The sequence below is a fragment of the Desulfofalx alkaliphila DSM 12257 genome, assembly GCF_000711975.1.
Classification (GTDB): Bacteria; Bacillota; Desulfotomaculia; order Desulfotomaculales; family Desulfohalotomaculaceae; genus Desulfofalx; species Desulfofalx alkaliphila.
Map to the genome: position 1 here is coordinate 1 of NZ_JONT01000034.1, position 14306 is coordinate 14306.

Genomic DNA, 14306 nt, shown 5'->3' on the forward strand with positions numbered 1-14306 from the left:
AGAAATGAGCTCAAGATGACTCAAACAGATTTTGCTGAAGCAGTGCATGTTAGCTTTTCAACAGTTAATAGATGGGAAAATAATAAAGTTGTACCTAATAGAATGGCGCGTGCTCTAATTATAGATTTTTGTGAAAAGAATGGTGTAAGTGAATTACTTATAAAAGCGTTAAAAGAATATAAATAGATGGATGGTGACAACATGGAAAAATCAATTTTAGAGAGGTTTGGTTTTAAATATAATAAAAGGAGCGTCCATACAGGTCGGACTATAATGTTGGAAGAGTTATCAAATCTCCTTGAAGCTGTTCCAGATGCGATTGTATATGATGATTATATTAAAGCTATTATAGATCAAAATTGCCTTTTGAAGAGATCATCTTCTTCCCGGACAATAACAGCTAATTTTTTAACGGAATTATACTCTCTTGATCCTACAATATCGATTTTCAGGAATTTATTATTTTTCTGGAATCGTGATGAAGAAGGAAGACCACTATTAGCAATGCTTTGTGCATTTTGTAGAGACAGAGTTCTAAACTACTCTTTCAAAGCAATTAAATCACTAGAACATAATGCCGAAGTCAAAAAAAAGTCTATAGAAGAGTTGATTGATGAGATGGAGCCGAATCGATTTAGTGAATCTACACTACAATCAATGGCTCGTAATATTTTGTCTAGCTGGACAAAAAGCGGTCACCTAAAGGGGAGACGTGATAAAGTCAGAGTTCAAGCGAAAGCTACACCTGCTACTGTGGCATATGCTATATTCCTTGGATATTTAGAGGGGCAGCGAGGTCCAGCTCTTTTTGAAACAACGTATATGGAGATAAATGATTGTTCTAAGGAAATGGCAATAGAACTTGCTGAAAATGCTTCAGCTCGTGGATGGATATTTTTTAAGCGAATTGGTAATGTGATGGAGATTTCACTTCCAAACCTTATTACTAAGGAGGAGGCAGATTTAATTTATGAGCAAAATTGATGTACTATTAAAGAATTACGAAAAAACTATTTCGATTCCTTGGAGAGATCTTGCTGCAGCTCAAAGAGTAATTTTTGCAGTTTACCAGGAATCTGATGAGCGTAGACTTAAGGCTAAGATTACAGAATTTGAATTAGCTACAAGAAATTTAAATCATGGGTGGTTAGAATTTAACTTAACAGATACATTTTCAGAGTGGATGCATAGTCAACGTTATGCAAAGAGTTATTATAAAAATCCAAAACTATTGTCTAATATTATTCATAAATATAGCGACTATATAGAAGAAAAATTCAGAAGGTTTATTGACAGTGAAAATATCACTGATGAAGATGTAGTTGCACTTTCAGGTGTTGGTTCTATCTTTGGATTTATAAAGGTTAGAGATTTAGTTGATAGGTTATCACCAATGGTGAAAGGAAGGCTTCTGGTGTTCTTCCCAGGAAGCTATGAAAATAATAATTATCGGTTACTTGATGGGTATGATGGTTGGAATTATCATGCACTACCTATTACATGTAATAAAATAATCTAAGGGGGATTTATATGCTGAATAAAGATGTATATTTGATTAATCCATTAGAACGTAAACTTGTTAATGAAGGCGTTGCAAGCGTTAATGATAGGAATCTTAATGTGCTTCGTTATGAAGTAGAGACTTTTGTTTGTGATGGGCAATATGAAAAAGGGATGGAACATATTCTTGAAGTTTATTTAAGAAACTTGGGACACGAACAACAACCAGCAGTTTGGGTTAGTGGCTTTTTTGGTTCTGGTAAATCACACTTAGTAAAAATGTTAGGTGCTTTTTGGCAGGATGTCGAGTTTCAAGATGGTGCAAGAGCTAGATCATTAGCAGATTTACCTGATAGTATAAAAGTTCTCCTTCATGAATTAAGTACTCAAGCTAAAAGATATGGTGGTTTGCATGCAGCCATGGGTACATTGAGTGCTGGTGCTAGTGGAAGTGTTAGGTTGGCTTTACTGAGAATAATATATAAATCTGCTGGGTTACCAGAAAATTATGCAAATGCATCCTTTGTTATGTGGCTGAAGTCTGAGAAAATTTATGACCAAGTTAAAGAGAAGGTAGAAGCTAAAGGATATGATTGGAATGAAGAACTAGATAACCTTTATGTGGCAGAAGGGCTGCATGAAAGCTTGTCAGAAGTAAAACCTAACCTATTCCCTACTCCAGAAAGCTGTGTTGAAACCTTAAATAATAGATTTCCGAATAAGTCAGATGTCACAAGCGATGAAATGATTAAATCAATTAAAGATGCACTATCAAAAGGTGGCCAAATGCCATTGACCTTAGTTGTATTAGATGAAGTTGAACAATATATTGGCGACAGTACTCAAAGGGCAATGGATGTGCAAGAGGTTGTTGAAGCATGTAGTAAGCAAATCGGAAGCAAACTGCTATTTATTGGAACTGGGCAAACAGCTGTAACAGGAACAGCATTATTAAAAAAATTGGAAGGACGATTTACTGTTAGAATAGAATTATCTGATACTGATGTCGATGCGGTTGTAAGAAAAGTGATTTTAGCTAAGAAGCCAGACAAAGTGCAAGAGATAAGAAAAATTATGGAGAAAAATATTGGTGAAATATCTAGACATTTAACTGCAACTAGTATTGGGCATAATCAAAGGGATGTAGAATACTTCACTCAAGATTATCCAATTTTACCAGTTAGAAGAAGGTTTTGGGAAAACACATTAAGAGTACTAGATCAAACAGGTACGGATAGCCAGTTAAGGAATCAGCTAAGCATGGTTCATAAAGCTACCCAATCGAATATAAACGAGCCATTAGGAAATGTGATTCCTGCGGATTATTTATACTACGATTTGGCAGATAAAATGCTTCATGCTAGAGTTTTACCAAGAAAAGTACATGAGAAAACAATGCTGTGGTACACGCAAGGAGATGATGAGAGGCTAGTTTCTAGAGCCTGTGGGCTGATTTTCTTAATTAATAAATTAGCTGGAACTAATAATGAGATTGGAATAAAGTCGAATATAGACACTTTGGCAGATCTTATGGTTACAGATTTATCTAGTGGGAGCTCACAGCTTAGAAGTAGGCTTGGTGATTTATTAGATGATTGCGAGCTGCTTATGAAGGTAGATGATGAGTACAGAATACAGACTGAGGAGAATTTAGCTTGGTTGGATGATTATGCGAGTAATCAAAATGTTCTTCGAAATGAAATGCATCGTGTAAATGCTGAAAGAGAAGATAGAATTAAAAAGAAATTTGTTGAAACAGTAGGGAAATCAACAATTATGCATGGACAGTCAAAGGTTGTTAGAGACATCAATTTCTTCTTTGGCACAACATTACCAGCAGATGCTAATAAGAATGTATATGTATGGGTTAGAAATGAATGGAGCACAGATGAAGATTCAGTACGGATTGATGCAAGACAAGCAGGAAATCAATCACCTACAATTTTCGTATTTATCCCAAAGAGAGCGGAGATTGCAAATTATATAGTGGAGTCAAAAGCTTCTACTGCTACTCTAAGCAAAAAGGGTTCACCGGCTCCTGTAACCCCTGAGGGCAAAGAGGCTATGGCGGCCATGGAGACGATTAAAAACAATGCTGAAAGAAATATTGATGAATTGTTAAGAGAGGCTTTATCTGAAGCTAAGGTCTTCCAAGCGGGGGGAAATGAGATTATTGAAGCAAACCTAAAGGACGCCATACTATCTGCTGCTAATAACTCAATTCATAGGCTTTTTCAAGAGTTTGATATAGCAGATAATCCTAATTGGAATAAAGTATTTTCAAAAGCTAAAGAAGGTGCACCTGATTCACTTAAATATGTAGGTTTTAATGGAGATGTAACTGAACATGCTGTATGTAAAAAAGTTATGAATTATATAGGCAGCGGGAAAAAAGGAACAGATATCAGAAGGGAATTCGAAAATGCACCTTACGGTTGGTCTGGAGATGCTATAGATGGGTCGTTACTTGCTTTAATGGTTGCAGGGTTGATTCGATGTTTGGACGAATCTGGGAATATAGTTAATCCAAAAGATATTGAAAGAAAACAAATTGGTAAGATGACCTTTAAAATAGAATCTGTGACAATCTCTACGAAACAAAGAATCCAGATTAGGAAGTTGTATCAAAAAGCAGGTATTAAGGCTGATGCAGGCAACGAGTCTTTAAAAGCTGAAGATTTCGTTAATTATATGTTAGAGCTTGCAGAAGATGCTGGAGGAGTAGAACCTAGACCTGAAAAGCCAGATACGTCGCTAATTAATGAGCTTAAATATCAGACAGGTAATGAACAGTTATTATCGATTTATGAAAATAGAAATAAACTAGAAACGCTTATTGAAGAGTGGTCTAAGTTGAAGTTGAACATTGAAAGTAGGATTATCAATTGGAATAAATTGGAACAGATGATATCTCTTGTTTCTGATGAAGATGCTATTAGTGATATTAAGAAACAAGTACAATCCATAAAAGAAGAACGTCAACTTCTTCATGAGCCTGATATGATAGTACCACTATTAAAGTCTTTAGAAAATATATTAAGAACTACAATAAATGAGAAGTATTCAAAATATTCAAGTGTTTACGACTATTTAAATAAAAAGCTAAATAGTAACGAAGCTTGGAGCAGATTAAGTGAAGAGAAGCGAACTAGTATATTAAAACAAAGCGGGCTCTCGAAAATTCAGCCAATTGCTTTAGGAACATATGAGGAATTATTGAGTGCTTTAAGGCAGTACCCATTAAGATCATGGACTGATAAAGAAGCGGCATTACAGGCCAAATTTAATATGGCTACCGAGATGGCCGCAAAAGAACTCGAACCAAAGTTGCAAATGGTTGAGATACCCAAACGCACACTTAAATCAGAAGAAGAAATTAATCGTTGGATTGAAGAAATAAGAGTTCAGCTTAAAGAAAAATTAGTCGATGGACCAATAATTGTACGCTAATCAGGAGGTGAAATGATTGAAACCTTTATCGAAGGAGTTAAGAAATAAATTTGAAAGAACCATAGAGAATGCTAGGGAAATAGCAGAGGAAGCAGCAAGAATTGCTCTAGAACAACTAGGAGTAGGTGAGGCTTCGCCATATAGTTATTTATCAGAGGATGAGCGAGCATTGCGTAGAAGATTACGAGCACATGGTCGAAATCTAGGCGATGTTCGAGATCCAAAAACAGAAACTCAAGAAATTGATAGATTGGTTGAGGAAATAGCCTATGAACATTGGCATAGAATGCTTTTTGCAAGGTTCTTAGCAGAAAACGATTTGCTTATGTATTATGAAGATGATGATATAGAGAATGCAGTTCCAGTTACATTATCAGAGTGTGATGAATTGGCTCAGGAACTAGGGATGAAGAATGGTTGGGAAGTAGCGGCAAAACTTGCAACTAAAATGTTACCGCAAGTTTTTAGGGCTGACTCACCAGTGTTTAAAGTTGAATTATCTCCAGAAAAGCAAAGGCAGCTTGAAAATCTTGTTTCAAGTATTGAAGGAGATGTATTTAAAGCATTCGATAGTTTAGGATGGGCTTATCAATTTTGGCAAAATAAGAAGAAAGAACTGATTAACAAGTCTGAATCAAAGATTGGTGCAAAGGAATTACCAGCTGTAACGCAAATTTTTACTGAGCATTATATGGTAGACTTTTTACTTGATAATTCTATTGGTGCTTGGTATGCAAACAAAAATTTGAAGAAAAATAAAATGACCAACATCAAAATAGAAACTAATGTAAAAAAAGAACTAGGATTATCTAATTTTAGCTTAGATTCATTAAGATTGAACAAGAATGATAATCAAGAATGGGAACCACTAATTAAGGATTTTATAGGCTGGCCAGAGAACTTGTCAGATTTTAAACTGCTAGATCCTTGTGCAGGTTCAGGTCACTTTTTAGTGGCAGCGTTCAATAAGCTAGTACCGATGAGAATGGCCCTAGAAAATTTGACTGCTAAGGAAGCTTGTGATGCTGTAATTAAGGAGAATATTTATGGGTTGGAAATTGATAAAAGATGTGTTGAAATAGCAGCATTTGCTATAGCACTAAATGCATGGAAATATCCAAATGCTGGAGGTTTTCGCATATTACCGGAGCTGCAAATAGCATGGTGTGGGCAATCACTTAATATGAAACGAGATGAATGGATTGCTTTAGGAGGAAATAATAATGAAGTAAAAATGCATTTAGATGCACTTTATAATATCTTCAAGAATTCTTCTAGTTTAGGGAGCTTAATAGATCCATATGATTTATTTGAGAAAGATAGCTTGTTCTTTAATAATTACGATGAAGTATGCAAAAACTTGGAAAGGGTTTTTAATGGTAATAAAGATATAAAAGAAATGGGAGTTATTGCGCAGGGAATTGAAAAGACTTTTAATATTCTTAATGATAAATATCATCTTGTTGTTACTAATGTTCCTTACTTAGGTAAAGGAAAAATGAGTGAGCCACTAAGAAGATATGTTGAGAAATATTATGCTGGAGCGGATGATGATTTAGCAACATCGATGATAGCTAGATGTCAAAAGTTTTGTGCTTATGGAGGGATTTCACTTTACGTTACATCTAAAAATTGGATGTTTATAAAAACATTTGAGGAATTCAGACTAGAATTACTAAATAAGTACAAATGGAATTTTGTTATAGATCTTGGATATAAAGCATTTAGTACACAAATGTACGACTTTCCAGTATGTATGATTTCTATTAAAAATTTAAAGCCCCAAGAGAATGATAAAATATATTCTTTATCAACAGGCAACATTCCTTTAGAGGAAAAAATTGAGTATCTAATATATAATACAGCTAAAGTTTCAATGCAAAATCACCAAAAATCGAATCCTCAAAATCGCATTATTTTTGATCTTGATTTTAGTAATGAATTGATGAAGGAATATATAAAATCTACTGAGGGGTTGTCTACAGGTGATTCTGATAGATTCATAGCTAATTTTTGGGAAAATACAAATGGAAGTAATGAGTGGAGCTATTACCAAACATCACCTTCAAACGATTACAACTTAGATGGATGTTCGAAAATTATATATTGGCAAAATGGTAATGGGATACTTTCGGAATTTAAAGGTGCAAGAATACAAGGTAATGCAGCATGGGGGAAAAAGGGGATTATAGTAGGGCGTGTAGGGCAAATAAGATCTAATATTTATTTAGGATATTTATTTGATAAAAGTTCGGTAGTATTATCTATGAAAGATGAAGCATATTTTGATGATATATGGAATTATGTGAAATCAAAAAAATTCAAAGATTCAGTTAGAAAGATGGATACCAAATTAGGTGTTGCTACTTCTGTATTTGAAAATGTGCCCATTAATATCGATGAATGCACAAAAGAGAATAAATATAAGTACAGTATTTATTCAGATGACCCTACACAGTGGATATTCCATGGTCACCCACGTAAATCAATAGATCCTTTACAAGTCGCAGTTGTAAGACTGTTAGGTTATAGATGGCCTGCAGAATTAGATGATGATATGGAGTTATCTGAAGAATCTAGAGAACTTATTGCACAATCTCAGAGCTTATTACCTTATGCAGATAAGGACGGTGTTGTTTGCATCCCATCTGTAAGGGGGGAGGCACCGGCTTCCGAAAGACTGCTTAATTTGCTTGCTGCAGCATATAAAGACGAAGACATTAATATGATATTGCCAGAACTACTCTCTAATGCTGATCATGCGGGAAAAAGTTTGGAGTCGTGGCTTAGAGATAAGTTCTTTACACAGCATTATAAACTGTTTGGGCATCGTCCATTCATTTGGCAAATATGGGATGGATTAAAAGATGGGTTTTCAGTTTTAGTGAATTATCATAAGCTAGACAGAAAGAATCTAGAGACTTTAATTTATACTTACTTGGGGGATTGGATTAGTAAACAGAAATCAGCTATGATGGACGGCATAGAAGGTGCAGAAGAGAAATTAAATGCTGCCATAAGTTTGAAAAAGAAATTGGAATTAATACTCGAAGGAGAAGCTCCATATGACATATTCGTGAGATGGAAGCCTCTTAATAAACAGCCTTTAGGCTGGGAACCTGATTTAAATGATGGCGTACGTGTCAACATTCGTCCTTTTATGCTGGTTGGAGATGTGGGAAAAAAAGGCGCTGGAGTGTTACGAGATAAACCAAATATTAAGTGGAATAAAGACAGAGGTAAAGATACAGAAAATAGTCCTTGGTATCATTTGTTTGGTGGAAATAGAATTAATGATTACCATTTGACACTAGAAGAAAAGAAAAAAGCAAGAGAAGATGAGGTGAAGTTCAGTTGAAATTAATAAATAATATAATAAACAGCATCAGAGCAGCAGCAAATTATAATCCTGAAGCTGAATCTCCACCTCAATGTATTTTATGGACTGATAAAGAAAAGCTTTGGGAAAAGGCTGTAGAGGTACTTAAAGGTGAGATGCCAGAACTACTTGTACTTGGGGAATATAAACCTGAAGTTCATATGGGACCAGCGATATGGTTAAGAGTAGCTATTTCTGGATTAATTGATAGTTATAAAGTTCCTATTGGAAAAGTTCCGGTATTATATTTGCCAGGTGTAAGTAGACAAGATATAAGAGCGGTGGAAAGCTGCTCTGAGGAACTTATGCCACTTGCAGAGTTGCAGTATCGTGGTGTAATCTGGTCTCAGATAAATTCAAGAGACTGGACACCACTAGCATATTTAAAAACTAAAAAGGGAGGATTAGGACTAAATATTCAACAAGATACTCAAACAATTGAAGCACTTGAAAGAGCTCTAGTGAAGCTTTTGTTTGAAGAGATTGACTCTTTAAAAAATGAATATTTAGATAAGGATTATTTTAATGCACTTTTAACAGGTGGAGATACCATAAGAGATGTTCTTAACTGGATAAATGATCCCGATTCATTTAAGAAAAGCAAAAGCGATGAAGAGTGGGAAGCTTTTGTTGAAATTTGTATTTCAAAGTTTCAGCTTAATCCAGAGCAGGATACAATTTATACTGCTGCTGAAAAAATTGCATGGAAAGAGCCACAATGGGATTCTGTGTGGGATAGATTTTGTGAAGCACCAGCAAAATATAATGCTATACCACAAGTCATGCGCAATATTATTATGCCACTTGGTATAGAGCCTGACAGATCGCCACAATGGAATGATCAGCAAGAGAGTGCATTAAGAAAAGAGTTAAAACTATTAGTTGGATTAGCTGAACATAACGCAAGAGATAGAATTATTGAATTAGAAAAGACTCATGGCGAAAGAAGAAACTTTGTATGGGCTGCAAGTGGAGATGCTCCATTGGCGGAAGCTATGTACTGGCTAAGTATTATTGCAGAACATACTCAGAAAATTATTACTGGAAACATAACAGAAATAATTAAAGCTTATGAGGATTGGGGTTGGAAAGTGGATAATGCGGTTTCTAGAGCTTTGGAATTAGTAAAAAAACAAGAGGATATTGATGCGATTACCAATGCTATAAGATCCATATATATTTCATGGATAGATGAATGTGCTAGGAATTTGCAAAAGGCAATTGCTACTAATCCAATCAAGTCAGTTCCTAACGAACATAAACCTGGAGAATGTATTTTGTTTGTAGACGGACTACGGTTTGATATGGCAAAACAAGTATCAGAGAACTTAACTGCACTTGGGTATGATGTAATGTATCGGTCAAGATTATCCGAGCTCCCTTCATTAACTGCTACCTGCAAACCAGCTTTAATGCCAATAGCAGATGAGTTAATTGGTTTGGAAGTAGATAATGAAGATTTTTGCCCTGTGATCAAAGAAACAAATCAAAAAGCATTATCACAAAGATTAGAAAGTCTAATGAATATAAAAGGTTGGAAAGTATTAAAGCATGGTGATTATAGAAAAGAAATAGAAGATAATGCATGGTTGGATTATAGTCACATAGATGAAGATGGACATAGTTTGGGTTGGCGTATAGTTCAAAATTTCAGTCGTTATATTGATGAAGTTGTTGAAAAGGTTGAGATTTTATTTGCAAATGGTTGGTCTAGAGTAAAGATTTTATCAGATCACGGCTGGTTAATGATGCCAGGGGGACTTCCAAAGGTAAATATTGCTGCATCACTTGTTGATAGTAAATGGGGGAGGACCGCTGCAGCAAAACCAGGAGCCTTATTAGATGTTAACTATTATCAATGGTATTGGAATCCGAATGTCCATTTTGTATTAGCTGAAGGAGCCGGATGTTATAGAGCAAATACAGAATATACACATGGAGGGATAAGCCTGCAGGAAAATATCCTGCTTGATCTATTGATATCGGCTCCAAAAGGTAATAATAACGCTTTACTAACAATTACAGATATTGTTTGGAAGGGTATGAGGTGTAAAGTAGCTGCTGAAGGTCAATTTGAGGATTTAAGGCTAGACATTAGAACGAAGTCAGCAATGCCAGAAACCTCAATAGTAATGGGGGTCAAGGAATTTCCATCAGATGGGATAACATCAGTGGTCGTTGATGATGATATTTATGAAGGAAAATCTGCCTTTTTAGTAGTCCTTGATGAAAATGATAAAGTAGTCTATCAAATAGCAACTATTATAGGAGGTGAGCAATAAATGAATTTTGACAGAATTGATGAAATTGCTGCCTCAGTATTAGATGGATATTTAGTAAAAAAGGATTTGGTTAGAACATTCAGCAGGCAATTCCCTGTACCTACCTATGTTGTAGAGTTTATGTTAGGTCGATATTGCGCTAGTACTAATGAGGATGAAATTCAAGAAGGAATTGAAATTGTTCAGAAACAACTGAAGTCTAAGACTGTTAAAGCAGGAGAACAAGAGTTGTTTAAAGCTAGAGCCAGGGAGCAAGGTGAAGTAAGGATAATTGATATTATCAATGCAAGATTAGATGAGAAAAGTGATTCCTATGTAGCTACTCTACCTAGTTTACAATTAAAAGATATACGTATTTCTCCTGAATTAGTCAGTGAGCACGAGAGAATATTAACTGGAGGTTTTTATGCAGAGGTGTCTTTAGCTTATGATGCCACAATTGCTCAAGAGAATAGGGGAAGACCGTTTGGGATTGAAAGTATTCGTGCAATACAGTTGTCTCAGAAAAACGTACTTGACGTACTTGCAGATGCGAGAAAAGAGTTCACAACAAAGGATTGGAAGGATTTTCTTTTGAGAAGTATAGGAATTGAACCGAGTGGTTTAAATGATCGTGCTAAAGATGCATTCTTCTTAAGGATGGTTCCTTTTGTTGAGAGAAACTATAATTTAGTTGAGCTAGGACCACGAGGAACAGGTAAGAGTCATCTGTTTCAACAGGTTTCTCCCTATGCGCATTTAGTTTCTGGTGGCAAGGCGACTGTAGCAAAAATGTTTGTTGATAATAATAGTGGTAGACGTGGATTGGTTTGTCAGTATGATGTAGTTTGTTTTGATGAAATTTCAGGCATTTCATTTGATAAAAAAGATGGCATTAACATAATGAAAGGCTATATGGAATCAGGTGAGTTTAGTAGGGGTAAAGAGAGTATAAGAGCTGATGGCAGTATAGTCATGGTTGGTAATTTTGATGTTGATGTCGAACATCAGCAAAGAATTGGACATTTGTTTGGACCATTACCGCCAGAAATGCGTGACGATACGGCTCTAATGGATAGAATACATGCTTATTTACCAGGATGGGATGTTCCTAAGATAGGAAAAGAAATATTAACAGACCATTTTGGATTAGTAAGTGATTTTCTATCCGAGTGTATGAGTCAACTCAGATTACAAAGCAGGCTTTCAGCGATTCAGGGGAGAGTTCACTTTGGTGGTGCTTTAAGTGGACGTGATACTAACGCAGTCAATAAAACTGTAAGTGGCTTACTAAAACTTCTGTACCCAGGGGACGAAAGTGAAATTCCAGATGAAGACATTGAATGGTCTGTTAGGTTAGCAATGGAAAGTAGAAGAAGGGTTAAAGAACAGCAAAAACGGATAGGAGCGGCGGAATTTAGAAATACTCATTTCAGCTATATAATGGGAACTGAAGGAATTGAAAAATATGTATCCACTCCAGAGCTTCAGAGTGAAAACAGTATAGGAATAGATCCACTTGAGCCTGGACAAGTATGGACTATAAGTCCTGGAGGGTTTGATGAGCATCCAGGATTATTTAGGATAGAGGCTACAGAAGGACCAGGTAACGGAGTTAAGATTTTAAATAAACCTGTACCTGCTGCATTTAAAGAAAGTGTTAGTTATGCAGAACAGAATTTGTATTCAAAAAGTAAACTTTTAGTTGGCGATAAGGATCCTAGATCCCATGAATTTGCATTGCAGTTAAGAGCATTTGATTCAGCGAAAAATGGTGCAAAAATTGGAATAGGAGTGTTGATTGCTTTATGTACAGCTATGCTTAAGAAAAGCGTTCGAGGTGGTTTAATAGTAGTAGGTGAAGTAAATTTAGGAGGTTCTATCGATATTGTTCATAATCCAGTAACATTAGTTGAAATTGCTGTTGAAAAGGGAGCAACTTCAATTCTAATGCCAGTATCTTGTAGAAGACAGTTATTTGATTTATCTGATGAAATGGCTACAAAGATAGATATTCAATTTTACTTAGATTCCAGAGAAGCCTTAATTAAATCGATTGTTGAATGAGTAAGAAGAATTAACGATTATTTACTATAATTGAATTAACAATTAGGACCAATCATATCAAGCTCAAAGCTTGGTACATGATTGGTTCTTTTACTCTTAGACCAATACTTATTAACATAGGTAATATAGCAATATTATTTGTGTTAAATAAGTATTCAATTTTAAGGAGGTGATGCCTATGCTTGCGTTGGTACATGTATTCTAGCTTTAATAATAAAACTAAAGGAGGAAAAACATGATTGGTATAGAGCAATATCAAAAAATCCAGGAATATAAAGCACTTGGACTCGCCCAGACCAAAACTGCTAAAGCGCTGGGGATCACCTATACTTCTGTCAGTAAATACTGGAATATGAGCAAAGAAGATTATGCCATGGAAGCTGAGCAGGAAAAGCACCATATGGATAATTATCGACAGTACATATTAGAGCAATTGAAAATATGCCCACAAATCCGGGATACCAATATCTATCTCAAATTAATGGAAGCTTTTCCTGATTTACAAGTTAAACGAGCTACTTTTTATCGCTATATGAAGGCCCTAAGGGAACAGCACGGGTATCAGCATACCAGTAAGCGGAAAATCTCACCACGTGAAGTCTCGCCACCAGGATATGAAGCGCAGGCTGATTTTGGTCAATATAAACTTAAAGATATGTATGGAAGAATTGTAAGGGTATATTTCTTTTGTATGGTTCTGAGTTATAGCAGAATGAAATTTGTTTGCTTTTCACCGGATCCCTTCACGACCGAAACAGCCATAAAAGCTCATAACTATGCATTTCAATATTTTGGAGGAAGACCACAGACAATTCTATATGATCTTGATAGGGTCTATGTGGTTAGCGAAAATCTAGGTAATATTATATTTGTACCGGCCTTTGAAGAATATGTTAAGCGTATTGGCTACAGTGTTTCATTATGCAGGCCAAGAGATCCTCAGAGTAAAGGTAAGGTAGAAGAGGTAATTGGATATGTCAAGCAAAGCTTTCTAGAGGGGAGGGTGTACACCGGAATTGACAGTCTTAATAGTGCAGCTCTTGCATGGTTGGATAGAGAAGGCAACGGGCGAGTTCATACTGTGACTAGAAAAGTGCCACGAGAAATGTTTATTGATGAACAAAAACAGCTTTTTCATGTTAAACCATATTCAGAGGTATCAAGTACTGTAGCATCCTTTGATTCCAATGGAGTGGTCAGCTATAAAGGGAATCGTTATCAGATTGATGTCGGTGTGATGGATGCACATCAACGTATACGTATTGAGGATGATGGTGAAATACTTCTATTTTATGATACCGATACTAATGAATTATTAGCTAAGTATCCTGTCACTTGCCTCTTTATCCTCTTCCTAACCTGAAGAGTTTTTTCAAATTAACCCGGTTAGACAATGTTTCCTATGCCCCGACATTTTGCTATAATTTTTGCAAAATGCTTCGGGGTGATTTTTGTGGTCGTTTATCATGACTTTAAAATCGATTTAGAAGAATATGCCCGTTTGGGAAAGGAAAACAATTTTCCTTCTTTTGATAGATGTCCCTGTTGTAAGGGCATGGTTCGCCTTTATCGTCATGGCTACTACTGGCGAAATGCGGTTGATGGTGAAAAAGCGGAGTACAGCATTCCCATCTGTCGCTTGATTTGTC

The 14306-nt window shown here is 35.7% G+C and carries 8 protein-coding genes and 1 pseudogene; all 9 read left to right on the forward strand.

Going from position 1 to position 14306, the window contains the following annotated elements:
* Positions 1 to 186 (forward strand): helix-turn-helix domain-containing protein (locus BR02_RS14470; protein ID WP_034639444.1); only part of this gene is annotated, 186 nt, incomplete at its 5' end.
* Between the two features lie 15 nt (positions 187 to 201).
* A complete protein-coding gene (locus BR02_RS0112050; protein ID WP_034639448.1) occupies positions 202 to 984 on the forward strand; it encodes a hypothetical protein in 783 nt (260 codons plus the stop codon).
* Positions 971 to 1519, forward strand: coding sequence for a BREX protein BrxB domain-containing protein (locus tag BR02_RS0112055; RefSeq protein WP_031517443.1), 549 nt, complete (start codon positions 971 to 973; stop codon positions 1517 to 1519). The genes BR02_RS0112050 and BR02_RS0112055 overlap by 14 nt, the downstream gene beginning before the upstream one ends.
* Before the next feature lie 11 nt (positions 1520 to 1530).
* Complete coding sequence (gene brxC, locus BR02_RS0112060; RefSeq protein WP_031517445.1) at positions 1531 to 4950, forward strand: BREX system P-loop protein BrxC; 3420 nt, start codon at positions 1531 to 1533, stop codon at positions 4948 to 4950.
* Positions 4951 to 4966: 16 nt separating this feature from the next.
* Positions 4967 to 8308 (forward strand): Eco57I restriction-modification methylase domain-containing protein, encoded by a 3342-nt coding sequence (locus BR02_RS0112065; RefSeq protein WP_031517447.1) that lies wholly within the window; start codon positions 4967 to 4969, stop codon positions 8306 to 8308.
* On the forward strand, positions 8305 to 10611 hold the full coding sequence (gene pglZ, locus BR02_RS0112070; protein WP_031517449.1) for a BREX-1 system phosphatase PglZ type B: 2307 nt from the start codon (positions 8305 to 8307) through the stop codon (positions 10609 to 10611). Before BR02_RS0112065 ends, pglZ begins: the two co-directional genes overlap by 4 nt.
* Complete coding sequence (brxL, locus tag BR02_RS0112075; protein ID WP_031517451.1) at positions 10612 to 12657, forward strand: BREX system Lon protease-like protein BrxL; 2046 nt, start codon at positions 10612 to 10614, stop codon at positions 12655 to 12657.
* Between the two features lie 235 nt (positions 12658 to 12892).
* Positions 12893 to 14020, forward strand: a complete 1128-nt coding sequence (gene istA, locus BR02_RS14475) for an IS21 family transposase (protein ID WP_238442471.1) — start codon at positions 12893 to 12895, stop codon at positions 14018 to 14020.
* A gap of 90 nt (positions 14021 to 14110) precedes the next feature.
* Positions 14111 to 14306 (forward strand): annotated as a pseudogene (locus BR02_RS15500) (DUF6431 domain-containing protein); the annotation flags it as partial.

Coding starts and splice junctions, on each gene's coding strand:
- istA (WP_238442471.1), top strand. CDS start 12,893: ATGATTGGTATAGAGCAATATCAAAAAATCCAGGAATATAAAGCACTT.
- brxC (WP_031517445.1), top strand. CDS start 1,531: ATGCTGAATAAAGATGTATATTTGATTAATCCATTAGAACGTAAACTT.
- BR02_RS0112055 (WP_031517443.1), top strand. CDS start 971: ATGAGCAAAATTGATGTACTATTAAAGAATTACGAAAAAACTATTTCG.
- BR02_RS0112050 (WP_034639448.1), top strand. CDS start 202: ATGGAAAAATCAATTTTAGAGAGGTTTGGTTTTAAATATAATAAAAGG.
- brxL (WP_031517451.1), top strand. CDS start 10,612: ATGAATTTTGACAGAATTGATGAAATTGCTGCCTCAGTATTAGATGGA.